This is a genomic window from Paraburkholderia sp. Cpub6 (assembly GCF_014201065.1).
Taxonomy (GTDB): domain Bacteria; phylum Pseudomonadota; class Gammaproteobacteria; order Burkholderiales; family Burkholderiaceae; genus Paraburkholderia; species Paraburkholderia tuberum.
The window spans coordinates 15,526-34,828 of sequence record NZ_JACHDM010000007.1 but is presented as its reverse complement, the minus strand read 5'-3'; the positions used below and the strand labels follow the sequence as shown (position 1 = coordinate 34,828).

The 19,303-nt window shown below is 64.8% G+C and carries 16 protein-coding genes, 1 other RNA gene and 1 pseudogene; 11 read left to right on the top strand and 7 right to left on the bottom strand.

Annotation, left to right across the window (positions count from 1 at the left end):
* Positions 1 to 2: 2 nt before the first annotated feature.
* The 6 genes and pseudogenes from HDG33_RS14735 to trxA all read right to left on the bottom strand — a co-directional run bounded on the left by HDG33_RS14735 (position 3) and on the right by trxA (position 6,013).
* Positions 3 to 1,760 (bottom strand): glycosyltransferase family 39 protein, encoded by a 1,758-nt coding sequence (locus HDG33_RS14735; RefSeq protein ID WP_184028963.1) that lies wholly within the window; start codon positions 1,758 to 1,760, stop codon positions 3 to 5.
* 276 nt (positions 1,761 to 2,036) lie between these two features.
* Complete coding sequence (locus HDG33_RS14730) at positions 2,037 to 2,300, bottom strand: type B 50S ribosomal protein L31 (protein WP_090804621.1); 264 nt, start codon at positions 2,298 to 2,300, stop codon at positions 2,037 to 2,039.
* Positions 2,301 to 2,478: 178 nt separating this feature from the next.
* Positions 2,479 to 3,312, bottom strand: coding sequence for a zinc-dependent peptidase (locus tag HDG33_RS14725; RefSeq protein WP_184028960.1), 834 nt, complete (start codon positions 3,310 to 3,312; stop codon positions 2,479 to 2,481).
* Positions 3,313 to 3,345: 33 nt separating this feature from the next.
* A pseudogene (locus HDG33_RS14720) lies at positions 3,346 to 3,972 on the bottom strand (MFS transporter); the annotation flags it as partial.
* A gap of 164 nt (positions 3,973 to 4,136) precedes the next feature.
* The gene (gene rho / locus HDG33_RS14715) at positions 4,137 to 5,405 is read right to left on the bottom strand and encodes a transcription termination factor Rho (RefSeq protein ID WP_184028958.1); all 1,269 of its coding nucleotides are present in this window, start codon (positions 5,403 to 5,405) and stop codon (positions 4,137 to 4,139) included.
* 281 nt (positions 5,406 to 5,686) lie between these two features.
* Positions 5,687 to 6,013: a thioredoxin TrxA gene (gene trxA, locus HDG33_RS14710; RefSeq protein WP_013089343.1), complete on the bottom strand. Its 327-nt coding sequence runs from the start codon at positions 6,011 to 6,013 to the stop codon at positions 5,687 to 5,689.
* A 509-nt stretch (positions 6,014 to 6,522) separates the two neighbouring features.
* On the opposite strand from trxA, the gene ffs reads away from it, so the two are divergent.
* The 8 genes from ffs (at position 6,523) to HDG33_RS14670 (ending at position 15,000) form a co-directional block, all read left to right on the top strand.
* An RNA gene (gene ffs / locus HDG33_RS14705) (signal recognition particle sRNA small type) lies at positions 6,523 to 6,621 on the top strand.
* Between the two features lie 182 nt (positions 6,622 to 6,803).
* Positions 6,804 to 9,392 carry a DNA polymerase III subunit gamma/tau gene (locus HDG33_RS14700; RefSeq protein ID WP_184028955.1) on the top strand — a complete coding sequence of 863 codons (2,589 nt, stop codon included), beginning with the start codon at positions 6,804 to 6,806 and terminating at the stop codon, positions 9,390 to 9,392.
* Between the two features lie 73 nt (positions 9,393 to 9,465).
* The gene (locus HDG33_RS14695) at positions 9,466 to 9,792 is read left to right on the top strand and encodes a YbaB/EbfC family nucleoid-associated protein (RefSeq protein ID WP_027197578.1); all 327 of its coding nucleotides are present in this window, start codon (positions 9,466 to 9,468) and stop codon (positions 9,790 to 9,792) included.
* A gap of 227 nt (positions 9,793 to 10,019) precedes the next feature.
* On the top strand, positions 10,020 to 10,616 hold the full coding sequence (gene recR / locus HDG33_RS14690; protein WP_018418135.1) for a recombination mediator RecR: 597 nt from the start codon (positions 10,020 to 10,022) through the stop codon (positions 10,614 to 10,616).
* Between the two features lie 108 nt (positions 10,617 to 10,724).
* On the top strand, positions 10,725 to 11,966 hold the full coding sequence (locus tag HDG33_RS14685; protein WP_184028952.1) for a CaiB/BaiF CoA-transferase family protein: 1,242 nt from the start codon (positions 10,725 to 10,727) through the stop codon (positions 11,964 to 11,966).
* Between the two features lie 160 nt (positions 11,967 to 12,126).
* Complete coding sequence (locus tag HDG33_RS14680; RefSeq protein ID WP_184028949.1) at positions 12,127 to 13,164, top strand: ABC transporter substrate-binding protein; 1,038 nt, start codon at positions 12,127 to 12,129, stop codon at positions 13,162 to 13,164.
* A gap of 127 nt (positions 13,165 to 13,291) precedes the next feature.
* Positions 13,292 to 14,104, top strand: a complete 813-nt coding sequence (locus HDG33_RS14675) for an ABC transporter ATP-binding protein (protein WP_184028945.1) — start codon at positions 13,292 to 13,294, stop codon at positions 14,102 to 14,104.
* A 71-nt stretch (positions 14,105 to 14,175) separates the two neighbouring features.
* Positions 14,176 to 15,000, top strand: coding sequence for an ABC transporter permease (locus tag HDG33_RS14670; protein WP_090804632.1), 825 nt, complete (start codon positions 14,176 to 14,178; stop codon positions 14,998 to 15,000).
* 78 nt (positions 15,001 to 15,078) lie between these two features.
* On the opposite strand, the gene HDG33_RS14665 is transcribed toward HDG33_RS14670, so the two are convergent.
* Positions 15,079 to 16,053, bottom strand: a complete 975-nt coding sequence (locus HDG33_RS14665) for an NADPH:quinone oxidoreductase family protein (RefSeq protein WP_184028942.1) — start codon at positions 16,051 to 16,053, stop codon at positions 15,079 to 15,081.
* A gap of 343 nt (positions 16,054 to 16,396) precedes the next feature.
* Between HDG33_RS14665 and surE the strand changes: the two genes are divergently transcribed.
* From surE to HDG33_RS14650, 3 genes are read left to right on the top strand one after another with little or no spacing between them, the layout of a single operon-like run.
* Positions 16,397 to 17,155 (top strand): 5'/3'-nucleotidase SurE, encoded by a 759-nt coding sequence (surE, locus tag HDG33_RS14660; protein WP_184028939.1) that lies wholly within the window; start codon positions 16,397 to 16,399, stop codon positions 17,153 to 17,155.
* Positions 17,152 to 18,336 carry a protein-L-isoaspartate(D-aspartate) O-methyltransferase gene (locus HDG33_RS14655; RefSeq protein ID WP_184028936.1) on the top strand — a complete coding sequence of 395 codons (1,185 nt, stop codon included), beginning with the start codon at positions 17,152 to 17,154 and terminating at the stop codon, positions 18,334 to 18,336. Before surE ends, HDG33_RS14655 begins: the two co-directional genes overlap by 4 nt.
* Before the next feature lie 5 nt (positions 18,337 to 18,341).
* A complete protein-coding gene (locus HDG33_RS14650; protein ID WP_184028933.1) occupies positions 18,342 to 19,292 on the top strand; it encodes a peptidoglycan DD-metalloendopeptidase family protein in 951 nt (316 codons plus the stop codon).
* Positions 19,293 to 19,303 lie beyond the last annotated feature (11 nt).

Genomic DNA, 19,303 nt, shown 5'->3' with positions numbered 1-19,303 from the left:
CGTCAGTCGCGCTTCTTGTGCCAGTTGCGGCGCTTGCCGGGCGGCGGCTTGGGACGGTCGATGCGCACGTACAGGCGGAAGCGTTCGTCGCGGTCCGCCGCGCGGCGGCCTTCCCACACGAGCTTCCAGATGTAGTCGGGCATCGCGCTCGGGTTGCCGTAGTCCTGCGAGTCCTGACGCAGGATTACGTCGCAGTCCTGGTCGAACGAGAAATGCATGTCGCCGAAATACGCGAATGTCGCGATCTGCGCATTGCCCAGGCGCACCGGCGCGATGCACGTGTAGTCATCGGGCAAGTGGGCGGCGATCTGCTGCGCGACGTCGCGATAGGTCCGGCTGTAGTTGACGACCGGCAGCCACAGCGTCATCAGCAACACCCACATCAGCGTGGTGCCGGCGCTCGACAGCACGACGCTGCGCCACAGCACCTTCGGATGACGCGCGAGGCGCCAGCGCACCAGCAGGAACCAGCACACGGTCACCGCGACCGCGCACACGAACGACAGAATCTTGAACTGCGGCACGAAGCCGGGCGCCAGTCGCGCGAGATTGCGCGCGAGCGGATGCGGAAAGCCGGTCAGGCCTGCCACATACACGAGCCATACGAAGCTGCCGAGGATCGTGAAGCTCAGCAGCGCGAACCAGTCGATCGCGTTGATCGCGCCGCGCTTGAGCGTCGGCAGCGCGAAAGTGGCGAGCACCGCGAGCGGCGGCAGCAGCAGCATGTAGAGTCGGTTCGACTGATGGCTTTGCAGCACGACGAGCACGAACAGTGGCCCGATCACCGACAGCGGAATCGCCACGTGCGGCGCGCGCCGCAGTCCCTGCCAGCTGAACCACGACCACAGCGCGAGTGGCCAGGCGGGCCATGTGAAGAGCGGCAGGTTTTTCAGCGCATACGCGGCGACCGAGCCGGGCGGGCCCGCGAACGAACTCAGACTCACGTGCAGCCACTGGTTCAGATACCAGACAGCGTCGTCCGGGAACGCGGTGAGCGCGATGATCGGCCACGACACCGCGAGCACGAGCGCCACGGGCAGACCCGCGAGCAGCAGCCAGCGCGATCGCGTTTCGCGTACGATCAGCGTCATCGCGAGCGTGCCGAGCAGCAGCGCGCCGACCAGCACCGGGCTGCTCGCGAGTGTGACGAGGCCGATCGCGAGACCCCAGATCAGCGCGCCCTGAATCGGCTTGTCGATCATGCGCACGAGGCCGTACACGAGCATCGCGATGCAGACGAACTGCGCGAGCTGCGGCGTGGTCTCGTGACCGCGCTCGGCGAGGCCGAAGCACGCGAGCAGGATCAGCAGTGCGCCATCGGCGAGCGTGCGGCCATAGTCGCGCGGTTCCGGCTCGCCGCCGAACGCATATTTGAATGGCTGTACTTCAGCACGCCGGCCGAGCAGATACGCCGCGTACCAGACGAACGCACAGCCCGCGCAGAACAGCAGGCCCGTGAACACGCGCGACGCGTTGCTCGCGTCGACCCACGGTGCGAGGATGCGGATCGCACTCGCGCCGAGCCAGTAGCCGAGCGGGCCGTCCTCGGTCAGATATTTGCCGACCAGATTCGGCAGCAGCCAATCGTGCGCGCCGCCGTTCGCCATCGTCCACATCACACCAAAGCCGGCTGCGTCCTCGTTCTTCCACGGATCGCGGCCGAACAGGCCGAACGAGGCGTAGACGATACAGATGGCCAGCAGCAGCCAGCGCGGCAACGCACTGGTCGCAGAGGCGGTGAGGCGAACGACAGGTCTCATGCGGTGTGTGGAGTCTGGATAAACGATGCAGCCGGAGCGGCCCGGCAGGTCAGGGCGCGAGGGCCCGTTTCGAGCATCCGGCATTGTAGTCGTGCCGTGCGATGCACGTCACGGCCGGTAACGCCCGGCAACGTCAATGGACAAGCTTTAACACAGTGTCGCGAAAGCGCGGCGTGCGACCCAGCGGGCGCACATGCGCAGGCGACAAAAAAGGGCAGCTCGCGCTGCCCTTTCTGTTTGCTCCGTTGCCGGCCGGAAGCCGGCACCGTGGCGGTATTACTTTACTGCCTTGCCCGAAGCACGTGCGCCGAACTTCTTGTTGAACTTCTCGACGCGGCCGGCCGTGTCCATGATCTTTTGCTGGCCGGTGTAGAACGGATGCGATTCCGACGACACTTCGATCTTCGCGAGCGGGTAGGTCTTGCCGTTGAATTCCGCGGTTTCGCGCGTCTGGATGGTCGAGCGCGTCACGAACCTGAAGTCGTTCGACATGTCGACGAACAGGACTTCGCGGTAATTCGGGTGAATGCCTTCTTTCATGGTCTTTCCTTTAATCTGGCGGTAGCCAACCCGCGTGCAGCCTCGAATGGGACTGCCTTCAGGCGCGAGCCACTTGCCTACGGTCGAAAAACCGCGATTATGCCAGAAAATCAGTCGCTTGGCGATTTATCTGCCAGCGGATTCTATTGCGGCGCAAGCGGCGCCCATTCGCGGCGTCTCAAATGGGCGTGAACGTCAAACCGACGCGCGCTGGATCTTGCCGGTAGTAGCGCGCGAGCAGTCGGTACAGTTCCGGATACTCCGCCTCGAACGCTTGGGGCCGCACGAACAGCGCCTCGCTGCATACGGCAAAAAACTCCGACGGATGGTCCGCCGCATACGGATCGATCAGCGACTCGCGTTCGAAACGCGCCCAGCGTCGCTCGGGCACCGCGTCGACTTTCGCACAGAAGTGATCGTATGCATGGTCGAACACATCGGCCCATGCCTGCGCATCGAGCGGCGCGTGCCAGCGGCGCATCAGCGGCGGGTGGCCATCCGCTTCGCCGTTGAGCATGTCGATCTTGTGCGCGAACTCGTGGATCACGACGTTGTATGCGTCGCTGCCATCGGTCATCTGCGCGTCTTCCCACGACAGCACCACCGGGCCGCCTTCCCACGCCTCGCCGCTGGCGTCGTGTTCGATCTCGTGCACGACGCCATCTTCGTCCTCAACGGTCTTGCGGATCACGAACTCGCCCGGATAGACGATCACGCCGACCCAGCCGCGATACAGATCGAGGCTCAGGTTCAGCACCGGCAGGCATGCCTGCGCGGCGATGCCGACCGTCATCGCATCGGTCAGCTCGAGCTCGTGCGCGGTCGAGAACTCCTTCTGCGCGAGGAAGAGACTCGTCATCTCGCGCAGTCGCGCGAGATCGGGCGCTTCCAGATGCGTGAGAAAGGGTAGGCCGGCGAGTGTCGCCTGCCACAAGGAATCGTCGATCGCGTAGTCGCGCAGCGTGCGCTCGCGACGCCGTGCGCCCAGCCAGTTCGTGAGTTTCGACAGCATGCTTGGAGCCCACCTTCAGTCGATCTGTTTTTGCTACGCGGCGAACGGGGCGCCGCATATCGCGACGCCGATCAGAAAATAGAAACCGTCGAGCGACGCGAGCAAACTGGCCTGCTGCCCAATCGACCGGCTGATCGACGCGATCGCGAGCGCGTGCGCTTCGCTCACCGCATGACCGGCGGCGGCGGAGCCGCGCGCCAGCGTAGCGAGCGTGTTCTGGTAGACCGGATTGTACGGATTCACGGACTCCGCGAGGCGACTTTGATGCAGCGCGAGCCGGTGCTGCTCGACGATGATCACCGAGGCGGTCGCGAAGGAGATGGTCAACTGCCGGACGATGTTTTTCAGCCGGTAGCCGTGCGTGAACCCCTCCTCGATCAAGCAGATGCGGCACGTCAGATTCGCGACCGGCGGCACGATGAACAGCAACAGCAGGCCGCGCAGCAGCAGCGGCAGGGCGAGCGCCGCCTCGCCGACGTCCGGTGACATGCGTGTCGTCCACCCGGTGGCGAACGCGGCCACCCCGAAGCCCGGCACGATGATCCACTTCTTGCGCGGCAGCAGCTTCGCAAAACGCAGATAGACGAACAGCGCGCTCGCCGAAATCAGCGACGTGGCGCCGACGAGCCGCCCGGTGTTCTCGACGGGACAGCCGAGGCCCCTCCGAGAAACCGCGTGTACGTTCACGCTGATGTTGAGGCGGCGCATTGTCTCTGCGGACGATGGACGAAAAAAAACCGCTCGCAGCTTGCGAGCGGTTTTTCATGCGTTGCAGTTGCCGACTTGCAGTTGCCGACTAATACGGCCAGCACGAACGTCGCGCGTTAGCTGCCGCCGCCACGACGCATCATGTCGAAGAACTCGGAATTGCTCTTCGTCTGGCGGATCTTGTCCAGCAGAAATTCCATCGACTCGACTTCGTCCATGTCGTGAATGAACTTGCGCAGTACCCAGATCTTCTGCAGCGCTTCGGGCTTGATCAGCAGCTCTTCGCGGCGCGTGCCCGACTTGTTCAGGTTGATTGACGGGTAGACGCGCTTCTCGGCGAGACGGCGCTCGAGGTGCACTTCCATGTTGCCGGTGCCCTTGAACTCTTCGTAGATCACATCGTCCATGCGGCTGCCGGTTTCGATCAGCGCCGTGCCGATGATGGTCAGCGATCCGCCTTCCTCGATGTTGCGCGCCGCGCCGAAGAACCGCTTCGGGCGCTGCAGCGCGTTCGCGTCGACACCGCCCGTCAGCACCTTGCCCGAGGCCGGGACCACCGTGTTGTAAGCGCGCGCGAGACGCGTGATCGAGTCGAGCAGAATCACGACGTCGTTCTTCATTTCGACGAGGCGCTTGGCCTTCTCGATCACCATTTCGGCGACCTGTACGTGACGCGCGGCGGGTTCGTCGAACGTTGAGGCGATCACTTCGCCGGCCACCGAACGCTGCATTTCCGTCACTTCCTCCGGACGCTCGTCGATCAGCAGCACGAACAGCACGACGTCGGGATGGTTCTGCTTGATCGCGTGCGCGATGTGCTGAAGCATCACGGTCTTGCCCGACTTCGGCGACGCGACGAGCAGGCCGCGCTGGCCCTTGCCGATCGGCGCGATCATGTCGATGATGCGGCCGGTCACGTTCTCTTCGCCACGCATTTCACGTTCGAGCAGCAGCACCTTGTTCGGGTGCAGCGGCGTCAGGTTTTCGAACATGATCTTGTGCTTCGAGGCCTCCGGCGGCTGGCCGTTGACCTTGTCCACCTTCACCAGCGCGAAATAGCGTTCGCCGTCTTTCGGCGTGCGCACTTCGCCTTCGATCGTGTCGCCCGTATGCAGATTGAAGCGGCGGATTTGCGACGGGCTGATGTAGATGTCGTCCGTGCTGGCGAGGTAGGAGGTCTCCGGCGAGCGCAGGAAGCCGAAACCGTCCGGCAGCACTTCGAGGGTGCCGTCGCCGAAGATCGTGTCGCCCGCTCTGGCTCGTTTTTTTAGAATGGCGAACATCAATTCCTGCTTGCGCAGGCGGTTCGCGCTTTCGATCTCGAGGCCATTGGCCATCTCGATCAATTGGGACACGTGCAGAGTCTTAAGCTCGGATAAATGCATACGGAGAACCCGCAGGAGAAGGTGCGACGAAATGAAATCTGGGAGGAGGGTGAGCGGAACCGCTCAAAGACTTACACGTCTTTTCGACGTTTTGTGGATTCTAGCATAGCACACGCCAATTTAAGCCAGTGCGGCAGCGTGGCATCTTTGTTGCAAAGCGTGTTGCCGGCTGACAACACGCTTGACCAGCGGGCGCGGCGGTTTGCTCACCCGATGCGCCCGATTCTCCAACTGCCTGCGGCGCGCGATGGACCCGCGAGCGCCGCGGCGTACTGCTTGCTTTACAGGTTGCCGTCGAGGAACGCGGTGAGTTGCGACTTCGACAGAGCTCCGACCTTCTGAGCGGCAACGGCGCCGTTCTTGAACAGGATCAATGTGGGGATGCCGCGCACGCCAAACTTGACCGGCGTGGACTGATGCTCGTCGACATTGATCTTCGCGACTTGCAGGCGATCGGCGTAGTCCTTCGCGACCTCGTCGAGGATCGGCGCGATCATCTTGCACGGACCGCACCATTCGGCCCAGAAATCGAGCAGCACGGGTTTATCGGATTTCACGACGTCCTGTTCGAACGATGCGTCGCTAATATGCTTGATTTGTTCGCTCATTTATGAATACCTCTGTCGGTTCGAGGCCCGCCTGAATTGCTCGCCACGATACGTCAAAAACTGGGAAAACTTCCGTTCGCTTTGCCGCATCCAGAGCCTCGCCGCGCATGCCTGTGAAAATCAGAAAAACCGTCTGAAAAAACGCCGGATTTTCACGCAATGCGCGGAAAGAGTCGCGTATGCGGGTCTTTCAACTGGCAGTGTAGCTTAATTCGCTATGCGTTGCCGATGGCGATAGTACTCATCAAGACAGTGGGGCTAATAGGCCGCCGCCGCAGCGTCGGCCGGTTTCTGCGGCTCACGGCGACCGCGTTGCGATCTAAATGGTGTCGCGCGCGGCGAACTCAAGTGCCGCGCGTGGCGGGCGTCGCCGCGGTGGCCGGGAGGGCGTCTGGCGGCGTGCAGAAAGCGGCCGCAAACCGCGCGAAGCCGTTCGAAGCGGAGCGTCGTTCGCGTTTTGCTCATGTCAACAGTCGCACAATGCGCGCGGCAATGATAGAATCCTTCGTGACGGGCCTCCTCGCATGGAGGGATGGTCAACCTGGTCAGGTCGGGAACGAAGCAGCCACAGCCGTTTTCCACCAGTGCCGAGGGTCGGGCTCGTCACCTTTCCTTGCTTTTTTCTCCGCGGCCGTTTTCACGGCTTCTCCGCAGTTTCTCCTCAGTCATTCCCAGCTTTTGTATTGATCGTTCGCCGTCTTCGGATGGAGCGTCGTCGTGGCCGTTTCGCTCATTTCACGCGTCTTCCCGAATCGGTTTTGCGCGCCATTGTTACTGATACAATTTCCGGATGACCTATCAAGTTCTCGCACGCAAATGGCGGCCGAAGGATTTCGCTTCGCTCGTCGGACAGGAGCACGTGGTGCGCGCGCTCACCCATGCGCTCGACGGCGGCCGTCTGCACCATGCCTATTTGTTTACAGGTACGCGCGGCGTCGGCAAGACCACGCTGTCGCGCATCTTCGCGAAGGCGCTCAATTGCGAGACCGGCGTGACGTCGACGCCGTGCGGCGTATGCCGTGCGTGTCGCGAGATCGACGAAGGGCGCTTTGTCGATTACGTCGAAATGGACGCGGCGAGTAATCGTGGCGTCGATGAAATGGCCGCGCTGCTCGAGCGCGCGGTGTACGCGCCCGTCGATGCGCGCTTCAAGGTCTACATGATCGACGAAGTGCACATGCTGACGAACCACGCGTTCAACGCAATGCTGAAGACGCTCGAAGAGCCCCCACCGCACGTCAAGTTCATCCTCGCGACCACCGACCCGCAGAAGATTCCGGTCACCGTGCTGTCGCGCTGTCTGCAGTTCAATCTGAAGCAGATGCCGGCCGGCCATATCGTGTCGCATCTCGAACGCATTCTCGGCGAAGAGAGCGTGCCTCACGAGGCGCAGGCGTTGCGCCTGCTCGCGCGCGCGGCCGACGGTTCGATGCGCGACGCGCTATCGCTGACCGATCAGGCGATCGCCTATTCGGCGAACCAGGTCAGTGAAGACGCGGTGCGCGGCATGCTCGGCGCGCTCGACCAAAGCTATCTGATCCGCCTGCTCGACGCGCTCGCGCAGGGCGACGGCGCGGCGGTGCTGGCGGTCGCCGACGAGATGGCCTTGCGAAGCCTGTCGTTCTCGACGGCGCTGCAAGACCTGGCGAGCCTGCTGCATCGGATCGCGTGGGCGCAGTTCGCGCCTTCGTCGGTGCTCGACGAATGGCCGGAGGCGGCCGACTTGCGCCGTTTCGCCGACGCGTTGAGCGCCGAGCAGGTGCAACTGTTCTATCAGATCGCGACGATCGGCCGAAGCGAACTGGGCCTCGCGCCCGACGAATACGCGGGCTTCACGATGACGCTGCTGCGCATGCTCGCGTTCGAGCCGGCGCCGACAGGCGGCGGTGGCGGAGCGGCGGGAGCCGCTGGCACGCAGAGCGGTGCGGGCGGAGCCGGCGCCGGTGCGCAGCGCTCGGGTGCACCGACGGTTGCCGCGCTGCACGCGCTGTCACCGTCGTCCGCGACGGCCATGGCAACTGCTGCGCCCGTTCGTGGACCTCAGGTAGGCGTTGCCGGCGACGAACAGGGCGACGCGATGAAATCGACCGCGCCGACTGCACAGCCGATCGCGAAGCCCACAGCCGACTCCGCGCAATCTGAAGAAGCACCGCAATCGCCCAACGCCGAAGTCGCCCGCGTGACAGAAGCGCCTGCCATTACGGCACCCCCGCTGGCGCCGTGGGAAGACGCGCCCGCGAATGCCGTCGCCACGATCGCCAGCTCGAGCGCGCCGGTCTCGAACGAAGTTTCCGACATCGCACCTTCGTCCGCACCGAGCGCGCTTGCAACTGCCGCTCCTGGTCGCGCGCAAGGGGCCACGTCACCGGAACCGGAAGCGCGGCCGGAATTGGCGGCGCCCGCTTCAACGGCGGCACCGGCGGCCGCAGCCGACTCCGTACCGCGCCGCGCGGGCGGCGCCAGCGCCGCGCTCGACGTGCTGCGCAACGCCGGCATGAAAGTAGCGTCCGACCGTGGCCGCGCTAACACGGACGTGTCCGCGAAGCCGGCCGCACCCGCCACACCGAAGCCGGCCGCACCGAAGCCGGCCGCACCGAAGCCGGCCGCACCGAAACCCGCCGCGCCGCGTGTGGTCGTGCCGGTGCCGACGCCCGGTGCGTCACGCCGCGTGTCGCAGGACACCGCCGCGCAGGCTGCGCCCACTCGCGACGCAAATAGCGGCGCGAGCAGCAATGCGCAGCAGAACAGCCCGTCGATCCCACCATGGGACGACATGCCGCCCGACGACTACCTGCCGTTGTCGGCCGCGGACGACGCGTACTTCATTCCGCCAGACGACGACTTCGTGCCGGTGTTCGACCGCGGCCCCGACGACGTCCGCATGGACGGCGCGGCCGCGCAGGCCGCCGCGCCGACGCCGCTCGCCGATACGCGCCCGCGGCCGCCTGCCGTGCCGCTCGATCCGCTAGGTTTCACCGGCGACTGGCCGGCGCTCGCCGTCGATCTGCCGCTGAAGGGCATCTCGTATCAGCTTGCGTTCAACAGCGAACTGATGGCGCTCGACGGCAGCACGCTGAAGCTCAACGTGCCGGTGCCGCAATACGCAGAAGCGTCGCAGGTCGCTAAACTGAAGGCAGCGCTCGTCGAGCGGCTCGGCCAGAACGTCGACGTGCAGGTCGAAGTCGGCCCGGCGCGCCGTACCGCCGCCGCGCACGACGCGAAGCTGCGCGCGCAGCGCCAGCAGGAAGCCGAGCGCGAGATCAGCGCCGATCCGTTTGTGCAGTCGCTGATTCGCGAGTTCGGTGCGAGCATCGTGCCGGGCTCGATCCGCCCGATTACCCCGGACGCCGCCCCGAACGGCGCGTCGCCGGCCCACTGATCCATCGTTCGCGGCGTCGTCGCGGCGCGGCGCCGGAATGCCAGATTCCACGCTATCTAGAAGGAGCACGTCCATGATGAAAGGCCAACTCGCCGGGCTGATGAAGCAAGCCCAGCAGATGCAGGAAAACATGAAGAAGATGCAGGAGCAACTCGCGCTGATCGAAGTCGAGGGGCAGTCGGGTGCCGGTCTCGTCAAGGTGACGATGACCTGCAAGAACGACGTGCGCCGCGTGTCGATCGACCCGAGCCTGCTCGCCGACGACAAGGACATGCTGGAAGATCTCGTCGCCGCCGCGTTCAACGACGCCGTGCGCAAGGCCGAGGCGACCGCGCAGGAAAAGATGGGCGGCATGACCGCCGGCCTGCCGCTGCCGCCGGGTTTCAAGCTGCCGTTCTGAACCTGTTCTGATTGAGAACGGGCTGAAGCGGGTGAGCGCCGCGGCGGTTGATTGCCGCGGTGCGAACGCAGACGCTCGCCGCCGCGCGCCGCGCGCAGGCTGGAAACATCGAACCTGCAGCCGCGCGTGAAAGCGTCGTCACGGCGTGAAAGCGCGGCCCGGTTCGAGCAACACCCCCGCATCCCGATTCGCCCACCCGAGCACCACCCACGTCGACGCCGATCCGCATGAAACAACCTTCCGCCCTGTCGGCGCTCGTCGAAGCGCTGCGCGCGCTGCCCGGTGTCGGGCCGAAGTCCGCGCAGCGCATGGCGTATCACCTGATGCAGCACGATCGCGAAGGCGCCGAAAAACTCGGGCGCTCGCTGTTGTTCGCGACCGAGCATCTGCGTCACTGCGAAAAGTGCAACACATTTACCGAAGCGCAGATCTGCGAGGTCTGCCTCGATGAGGAGCGCGATCCGTCGCTGCTGTGCGTCGTCGAAACGCCGGCCGACCAGATCATGCTCGAACAGACGATGACCTATCGCGGCCTCTATTTCGTGCTGATGGGGCGGTTGAGTCCGCTCGACGGCATCGGCCCGAAGGAAATCCATTTCGACCGGCTCGTGAAGCGCGCGTCGGATGGCGTCGTCAAGGAAGTCGTGCTGGCCACCAATTTCACCAACGAGGGTGAGGCCACCGCGCATTACCTCGGACAGACGCTGAAGGCGCGCGGCCTTGCCGTGACGCGTCTCGCGCGCGGCGTGCCGGTGGGCGGCGAGCTCGAGTATGTCGACGCGGGCACGATCGCGCGCGCGATGCTCGACCGTCGTTCGATGTAGTCAGGCGGCTTTCGTTGGCCGCCGCCATATCCGTCCAGGCACGCATCGTCGCAAGTCGTTGCAAACCAGACAGACCGGGTACACAACGATGCAGAACCAGGGAGACTCATGAGCGCCACCCCCGAATCAGGCGCGAGCGCCGCACCGCATGACGCGTGCGGTCCGCTCGCCGGCGTCAAGGTGCTTGAACTCGGCACGCTGATTGCCGGGCCGTTCGCCGCGCGTTTTCTCGGCGAGTTCGGCGCCGACGTCGTCAAGATCGAAGACCCCAAAGGCGGCGACCCGCTGCGCAAATGGCGCAAGCTGTACCCGGAAGTCGGCGGTACGTCGCTGTGGTGGGCCGTGCAGGCGCGCAACAAGAAGTCCGTCACGATCAACCTGAAAGCCGAGGAGGGCAAGGAGATCGTGCGGCGCCTCGCGAAAGAGGCCGATATCGTCGTCGAGAATTTCCGGCCCGGTCTGCTCGAAAAGCTCGGGCTCGGCTACGACGTGCTGTCCGCCGAGAACCCCGGCCTCGTGATGGTGCGTCTGTCGGGCTACGGCCAGACGGGCCCGTATCGCGACCGGCCCGGCTTCGGCGCGATCGCCGAGTCGATGGGCGGTCTGCGCCATATCACCGGCTATCCGGATCTGCCGCCGCCGCGCATCGGCATTTCGATCGGCGATTCGATCGCCGCGCTGCACGGTGTGATCGGCGCGCTGATGGCGCTGCATCACAAGCAGGTGAACGGCGGCAAGGGGCAGGTCGTCGACGTCGCGCTGTACGAGGCCGTCTTCAACATGATGGAAAGCGTGGTGCCCGAATACGGCGTCTACGGCATGGTGCGCGAGCGTACCGGCGCGTCTCTGCCGGGCATCGTGCCGTCGAATACGTATCCGTGCCGCGACGGCAGCATCGTGATCGGCGGCAATAGCGATCCGATCTTCAGGCGCCTGATGATCGCGATCGAACGCGACGATCTCGCCAACGATCCGGCGCTCGCGCATAACGATGGCCGCGTGCTGCGCACGCAGGAAATCGACGCCGCGATCGGCGCGTGGCTGTCCACGCGCACGATCGACGAAGCGCTCGCGGTGCTGAACGCGGCCGACGTGCCGGTGGGCCGCATCTACAGCGTCGCCGATATGTTCACCGATCCGCAGTTCATCGCGCGGCAGATGATCCAGCGGTTCAAGTGGCAGGACGGCAAGGAAATCACGTTGCCCGCGGTTACGCCGAAGCTGTCGGCGACGCCCGGTGAGACGCGCTGGCTGGGGCCAGAACTGGGTGAACATACCGATGAAGTCCTGCAATCGCTAGGTTATGATGCTGACGGCATCGCGCGGTTGCGGGCGCAACAGATCGTCTGATGCGCACAGCGCAACGCATAGAGAAAGGCGCGTAAAGCGCGGCGCTGATGCACGATTCGCGCCTTGCGACCGGCAGCCCCACACCGTGGCCATGCGCTCGCGCAACGCGCACACGGGCGGTCAAAAAGCCGGACTACAAAAAATCTGGAGACAACGGACCATGCAACGCAGAACCTTCCTCGCCGGCGGTGCGGCGCTCGCGGGCGCCTCGCTCGCGGCCACGCCGTTCGCTTTCGCGCAGGGCAAGCCCGAGACCACCAAGGTCGCCATCGCGGTCGGCGGCAAGAACCTGTTCTACTACCTGCCGCTGACGATCGCCGAGCGCCGCAACTACTTCAGGGACGAGGGGCTCGAAGTCGAGATTTCCGACTTCGCGGGCGGCTCGCAGGCGTTGAAGGCGGCAGTCGGCGGAAGCGCCGACGTGGTCTCCGGCGCGTTCGAACACACGCTGCTGTTGCAGGCGCAAAAGCAGATGTTCCGCGAATTCGTGCTGCAGGGCCGCGCGCCGCAGATCGTGCTCGCGGTGTCGAAGAAGACGATGCCGAACTACAGGTCGATCGCCGATCTGAAGGGCAAGAAGATTGGCGTGACCGCGCCGGGTTCGTCGACGTCGATCATGGCGAGCTTCGTCCTCGCGAAAGCGGGGCTCAGTCCGAAGGACGTCGCGTTCATCGGCGTGGGCGCCGGTGCCGGCGCGATCGCCGCGCTGCAGTCCGGGCAGATCGACGCGATCGCCAATCTCGATCCGGTCGTCACGCGCCTCGAGCGCGCCGGCGACGTGCGCGTCGTGTCGGATACCCGCACGCTCACCGATACGCACATCGTGTTCGGCGGCGACATGCCGGCGGGCTGCCTGTACGCATCGCAGTCGTTCATCACGAAGAACCCGAACACCACGCAGGCGCTGACCAATGCGATGGTGCGCGCGCTCAAGTGGCTGCAGAACGCGAGCGGCAGCGAACTGATCAACACGGTGCCGGAGAGCTATCTGCTCGGCGACCGCGCGCTCTATCTCGACGCGTGGCAGCACGTGCGCGAAGCGATGTCGCCCGACGGCCTGATGCCCGCCGACGGTCCCGCGACGTCGCTGAAGACGCTGAAGGCGTTCGATCCGGTGATCCAGAACGCGCAGATCGATCTGTCGAAGACGTGGACCAACGAGTTCGTGAAGAAGGCACTCGCGACCGTCAAGGCATAAACGACGCGGCGCGCGCACAGGCGCATCGAATGGGACGTGGACAGGGCGATTCGCCGCGTCCACAGCCGTCGCCCCAGCGTCGCCGCGACAACTCCCCGCTAACCCGATTCCCGAAGCGAGACGTACGATGACCGTTGCTGCCCTGGCGTTCGAAAACATCACCTGCACGTTCGCCGCGCGTGACAACCGCGCACAGCGCTACACAGCAGTTAAGGACACGACGCTGCGTATCGAGCCCGGCGAGTTCGTGTCGGTCGTCGGGCCGACTGGCTGCGGCAAGTCCACGCTGCTGAACATCGGCGCGGGGCTGCTCCAGCCGTCGACGGGCGGCGTCAGCGTGTTCGGCGAACAGCTCAGCGGCCTGAATCGCCGAGCGGGCTATATGTTCCAGGCAGATGCGCTGATGCCGTGGCGCTCGGCGCTCGACAACGTGATGGCCGGCCTGTCGTTTCACCGCGTGCCGGCCTCGGAAGCGCGCGCGAAGGCCGAAGAGTGGTTGAAGCGTGTCGGTCTCGGCGGCTTCGGCGACCGCTATCCGCATCAGCTGTCGGGCGGCATGCGCAAGCGCGTCGCGATGGCGCAGACGCTAATCCTCGACCCCGACATCATCCTCATGGACGAGCCGTTTTCCGCGCTGGATATTCAAACGCGGCAGCTGATGGAAAACGAGCTGCTCGATCTCTGGGCCGCGAAGCGCAAGGCCGTGCTGTTCATTACGCACGATCTCGACGAAGCGATCGCGATGTCGGACCGCGTGGTGGTACTGTCGGCCGGGCCTGCGACGCATCCGATCGGCGAGTTCCGGATCGATCTGCCGCGGCCGCGCGATGTCGCCGAAATCCGTTCGCATCCGCGCTTCGTCGAGTTGCATGCGCAGCTCTGGGGTGTGCTGCGCGACGAGGTGCTCAAGGGTTATCAGCAGCAACTGACCGCTGTTTAAATGTGCAGCGCATCCCCGCCTGCGCATCGAAAAGAAGACGTGTTCAATAATCGTCCAAGGCAAACCAAGTCATGTGGAAGACGTTGCGCCCGAGCCGGGCGAATCTGGTGATCTGGCAGTGGCTGCTGCTCGTGCTGTGCTTCGTGCTGTGGTACGTGCTGACGAGCCCGACGCTGATACCGCCGTTCTATTTCGACGATCCGAACAAGGCGGCGTTTTTCTTTGGCGAGCCGCAGAAAGTACTGCAGCGGATCTGGGAATGGTTCACGGGCGGCGAGATCTATCTGCATCTGTGGATCACGCTCGTCGAGACCGTGCTCGCGTTCGTCTTTGGCACCACGATCGGGCTCGGCGTCGGCCTGTGGCTCGCGCTCGCGCCGACCGCGAGCGCGCTGTTCGATCCGTACGTGAAGGCCGCGAACTCGATGCCGCGCGTGATTCTCGCGCCGATCTTCGGCGTGTGGTTCGGCCTCGGCATCTGGTCGAAGGTCGCACTCGGCGTCACGCTGGTGTTCTTCATCGTGTTCTTCAACGTCTACCAGGGCGTGAAGGAAGTGAGCCCGGTCGTGCTCGCGAACGCGCGCATGCTCGGCGCGAACCGCAAACAGCTGCTGCGTTTCGTCTATCTGCCGAGCGCGATGAGCTGGGTGTTTTCGAGCCTGCATACGTCGGTGGGGCTTGCGTTCGTCGGCTCGGTGGTGGGCGAGTATCTGGGCTCGGCGCGCGGCGTCGGCTATCTGATCCTGCAGGCCGAGGGCACCTTCGATATCAACACGGTGTTCGCGGGGATTCTGGTGTTGACCGCGTTCGCGCTGATTCTCGATGCGATCGTCGGGACCGCGGAGCGGCGTTTGATGAAGTGGCAGCCGCGCACCGGGGATACAGAGAAGTTGTGAACGTGGATCGCAAGCGGCGCGGCGGCCGAAATCGCAGTCGGCCGCCGCGCCGTTTTTGATGCTGCTTTATTGGTTGTGCTACGGCGTGATGACCACCTTGCCGATCACGCGGCGCTCGGCCATGTCGCGCAACGCGCGGCCGGTGTCGTCGAGCGAGTAGCGGGCCGACACGTAGGGCTTGAGCTTGCCTTCACGAATCCAGCCGGTCATCTGCTCGAATGCCGCGCGATTGCGCTGCGGCTCACGCTTTGCGAAGTCGCCCCAGAACACGCCGACCACGCTTGCGCCCTTGAGCAACATCAGGTTCAGCGGCAGCCTTGGAATCTCGCCATTCGCAAAGCCGACCACCAGATAACGCCCCCTCCAGCCGATGCTGCGAAACGCCGGCTCCGCATACATGCCGCCGACCGGGTCGTAGATCACGTCCGGACCCTTGCCGTCGGTGAGCGCCTTGATGCGCTCGCGCAGATCCTCGGTGTTGTAGTTGATCGTCGCGTCCGCGCCGTGCTTCATGCAGGTCGCGAGCTTTTCGTCGCTCGATGCCGCCGCGATCACGCGCGCGCCGAGCGCCTTGCCGATTTCGACCGCCGCCAGCCCGACTCCGCCGGCCGCGCCGAGCACGAGCATCGTCTCGCCCGGCTGCAGCGCGCCGCGATCGACCACCGCGTGATGCGAGGTGCCATACGCGAGCGTGAACGCGGCCGCGAGTTCGAACGACACGTCATCGTCGAGCGGCACGCAGGCCGCGGCGGGCGCAAGCGCCTGCTCGGCAAAACCGCCGGAGCCGGTGAACGCGGCCACGCGCGAACCAGGCTTGAACTGCGTGACGCCTTCGCCCACCGCGCGCACGATGCCCGCGGCTTCCGAACCGGGCGTGAACGGCAACGGCGGCTTGAACTGGTATTTGTTCTCGATGATCAGCACGTCGGGAAAATTGACGGCAGCGGCCTTCACGTCGATCACGACGTGGCCAGGCGGCGCTTCGAGATCCGCCAGGTTGTCGACGACCAGGCTCTCGGGCGGCCCGTACTGCTTGCAGCGAATCGCGCGCATCGTGTCTCCGTATTGTTCAGGGTTTGCACTGTTTTCGAGTGTAAAGTAAAGCGCACGACCGTGCGATTTATTGCGCTGCGGGTTACAACGTGCAGCGCGCTTTTGATGCGTCGCGCGCGCTTCTCGCGCAAGCCGTATTGCATTGCACAGCGCGAAGTACGCACAGGATGCCGATTCATCGACGAGCGCGCACGGCCGCGCGTTCAGTGCGAAGCTGCATCTTTGCGTTCGATACAAGCATCCGCGCACTGGAAAATACTGGCTCGCACGACGCTTGTGCACGCCACGCGGACACGCCGTCCATGTCGTTCGCGTGCCATCTTTCCTCGGTTACAATCGGCGCATGCGAATCCTACTCAGCAACGACGACGGTTATCTGGCGCCGGGCCTCGCCGCGCTTTACGAAGCGCTGAAGCCGATCGCCAACGTCACCGTGATGGCTCCCGAACAGAACTGCAGCGCCGCGTCGAATTCCCTGACGCTGTGGCGGCCGCTGTCGGTCCTGCGTTCGGCGAACGGTTTCTACTACGTGAACGGCACGCCGACCGACTCGGTGCACATCGCACTGACCGGCATGCTCGACCATACACCGGACCTCGTCGTGTCGGGTATCAACAACGGCCAGAACATGGGCGACGACACGCTGTATTCCGGCACCGTCGCAGCCGCCACCGAAGGCATCATGTTCGGGGTGCCGGCCATCGCGTTCTCGCTCGTCGACAAGGACTGGGCGCATCTCGAAGACGCGGCCCGCGTTGCCGCCGAAATCGTCGCGCATTATCTCGCGCGGCCGTTGCCGGGACATCCGCTGCTGAACGTCAATATTCCTAACCTGCCGTATGACGAACTGCGCGACTGGCAGATCACGCGACTCGGCAAACGTCATCCGTCGCAGCCGGTGATCCGCCAGACCAATCCGCGCGGCGAACCGATCTATTGGATCGGCGCCTCGGGCCAGGCGCGCGACGCGAGCGAAGGCACGGACTTCCATGCGGTGGCCAACGGCGCCGTGTCGATCACGCCGCTGCAGCTCGATCTGACCTACACGCAAATGCTGCCCGCGGCGCGCGACTGGCTGCGCGCCGGGAGCGGCAGTTCATGACCGGCGAGCGCGCGAAGCGCTTTCCGTTAGGTCTCGAGGACCTGGTGCGCGAACCGCGCCGGCCCGAGGGACGTCCGGGTGAGATGCGCGCGGCGGCGCTCGCGGCGAGCGCGGCGTTGAACGCACGGCAGCAGTCGGCGAAACCGACGCAGGGCGGCGCGGCCGCACGGGCGCAAGCGAGGACCTCAGCTGCTGCGCAATCTACGCCGGCGACGCGACCCCAGGTGATTCCCCAGGCGAAGACGCAAAGTGCTTCGTTCGGTACGTCAACGGCGGCGACCGGTGTAATGCCGCCAAAGCCGCAGGCCGCGCCAGTCGCTAAGACAACGGCGAACTCGTTGGCTGGTGCATTGGCGGGGCAGCCTGTCAAGCAAGCACCAAAGTCGTCGGTCAAGCCAGGCAAAAACTCGACGCATGCGTCTGGCCACAGCGCACGCGCGACGCCATTACTCCAGTCGCAACTGCAGCAAAGCGCGAAACCCGCGCCGAACGCCGCGTTGGCCGGTGCAATGAGCGGCGCGATGAACAACGCCTTGGCGCTGACCTCGGAACGGGTTCGCGAACGCATGGTCGAACGCGTGCGAGCCAATGGCGTCAGCGATCAGCGTGTGCTGAACGCGATGGCGGCGGTGCCGCGCCACATGTTCGTCGATCCGGGTCTTGCGGCCCAGGCGTACGAAGATGCCGCGCTGCCGATCGGTCATCACCAGACTATCTCGAAGCCGTCGGTGGTTGCGCGAATGATCGAACTCGCGGCGGCCGGGCGCGCGCTGAACACGGTGCTCGAAATCGGCACCGGTTGCGGCTATCAGGCGGCGGTGCTGAGCCAGGTCGCACGCGAGGTTTATTCGATCGAACGCATCAAGCCGCTGTCCGAGCGCGCGAAGACGAATCTGCGTCCGCTGCGCATTCCGAATATCCGGCTGCATTACGGCGACGGGCGGCTTGGTTTGCCGTCGGCGGCCCCGTTCGACGCGATCGTGATCGCGGCGGCCGGGCTCGACGTGCCGCAGGCGTTGCTCGAGCAGCTTGCGATCGGCGGACGTCTGGTTGCGCCGGTCGGCTCGCAGGAAGGACAGAGCCAGGTGCTGACGCTGATCGAGCGCCTCGGCCCCGCGCAATGGCGCGAGTCGCGGCTTGATCGCGTTTTCTTTGTACCCTTAAAATCCGGAGTGATTTGACACCGATGAGTATGTTGCGCGCGATGCAGAGAACCACCCCGAATACCCCCCTGACCGTAACCCAGCGCAGCGTGTGCGTGCTCGCCTTGTCCCTGTTGATGACGGCCTGTGCATCCCGGCTCGACCAGGCGCCCGTCGTCGACCGCTCCGGCGGCGGCACGCTCGCCACCGCGCAGGGCGCAGCGCAACCGGCGGTGCCGCTCGGCCCGCCGCCGCCCGGCTACTATCGCGTGAAACCGGGCGATACGCTGTACCGCATTGCGCTCGAAAACGGCCAGAATTACCGCGACATCTCGACGTGGAACAACCTGACCAACCCGAATCAGATCGAAGTCGACCAGCTGCTGCGCGTCGTGCCGCCGGGCGCGAATACCGCGGCCATGACGCCGGGCGTGTCGACCGCGCCGATCGGCAGCACGGGCGCGGTGCAAAGCGCACCGCTGAACAACAACGCGCCGGCCGTGGTCGGCGCCGCGATGCCGCCGCTCTACGGCGGCGCGACGAATGGTACGCCCGCGAATGGTGCGGTAGCTGCGCCTCCGGCCAATCCCTCTGCGGCGAGCGCCGACATCGGCAGCGCCGCGGCAGGCAACGTAGCATTTGCATGGCCGGTGCGCGGTCCGCTGCTCAACACGTTCAACGACTCGACCAACAAGGGCGTCAATATCGGCGGCTCCGCGGGCGAGCCGGTTAAAGCGTCAGCCGATGGTCGCGTCGTCTATGCCGGAAATGGGCTGCGTGGTTACGGCAATCTCATTATCATCAAGCATGATGCAACTTATCTCACCGCGTATGCACACAACCGCGCTTTGATGGTAAAAGAGGGGGACGCGGTTACGAAGGGGCAGAAGATCGCAGAGATGGGCAATAGCGATTCCGACCGTGTGATGTTGCATTTCGAAGTTCGCCGACAGGGTAAACCAGTCGACCCACTGAAGTATTTGCCGCCGCAATAAGCGATACGACC

Excerpts from the sequence above, each read along its gene's own strand:
- trxA (WP_013089343.1), bottom strand. The coding sequence starts at position 6,013 with ATGAGCGAACAAATCAAGCATATTAGCGACGCATCGTTCGAACAGGAC.
- HDG33_RS14650 (WP_184028933.1), top strand. The coding sequence starts at position 18,342 with ATGAGTATGTTGCGCGCGATGCAGAGAACCACCCCGAATACCCCCCTG.
- HDG33_RS14655 (WP_184028936.1), top strand. The coding sequence starts at position 17,152 with ATGACCGGCGAGCGCGCGAAGCGCTTTCCGTTAGGTCTCGAGGACCTG.
- rho (WP_184028958.1), bottom strand. The coding sequence starts at position 5,405 with ATGCATTTATCCGAGCTTAAGACTCTGCACGTGTCCCAATTGATCGAG.
- HDG33_RS14730 (WP_090804621.1), bottom strand. The coding sequence starts at position 2,300 with ATGAAAGAAGGCATTCACCCGAATTACCGCGAAGTCCTGTTCGTCGAC.
- HDG33_RS14695 (WP_027197578.1), top strand. The coding sequence starts at position 9,466 with ATGATGAAAGGCCAACTCGCCGGGCTGATGAAGCAAGCCCAGCAGATG.
- surE (WP_184028939.1), top strand. The coding sequence starts at position 16,397 with ATGCGAATCCTACTCAGCAACGACGACGGTTATCTGGCGCCGGGCCTC.
- HDG33_RS14670 (WP_090804632.1), top strand. The coding sequence starts at position 14,176 with ATGTGGAAGACGTTGCGCCCGAGCCGGGCGAATCTGGTGATCTGGCAG.
- HDG33_RS14735 (WP_184028963.1), bottom strand. The coding sequence starts at position 1,760 with ATGAGACCTGTCGTTCGCCTCACCGCCTCTGCGACCAGTGCGTTGCCG.
- HDG33_RS14675 (WP_184028945.1), top strand. The coding sequence starts at position 13,292 with ATGACCGTTGCTGCCCTGGCGTTCGAAAACATCACCTGCACGTTCGCC.
- HDG33_RS14700 (WP_184028955.1), top strand. The coding sequence starts at position 6,804 with ATGACCTATCAAGTTCTCGCACGCAAATGGCGGCCGAAGGATTTCGCT.
- recR (WP_018418135.1), top strand. The coding sequence starts at position 10,020 with ATGAAACAACCTTCCGCCCTGTCGGCGCTCGTCGAAGCGCTGCGCGCG.
- HDG33_RS14665 (WP_184028942.1), bottom strand. The coding sequence starts at position 16,053 with ATGCGCGCGATTCGCTGCAAGCAGTACGGGCCGCCCGAGAGCCTGGTC.
- HDG33_RS14680 (WP_184028949.1), top strand. The coding sequence starts at position 12,127 with ATGCAACGCAGAACCTTCCTCGCCGGCGGTGCGGCGCTCGCGGGCGCC.
- HDG33_RS14685 (WP_184028952.1), top strand. The coding sequence starts at position 10,725 with ATGAGCGCCACCCCCGAATCAGGCGCGAGCGCCGCACCGCATGACGCG.
- HDG33_RS14725 (WP_184028960.1), bottom strand. The coding sequence starts at position 3,312 with ATGCTGTCGAAACTCACGAACTGGCTGGGCGCACGGCGTCGCGAGCGC.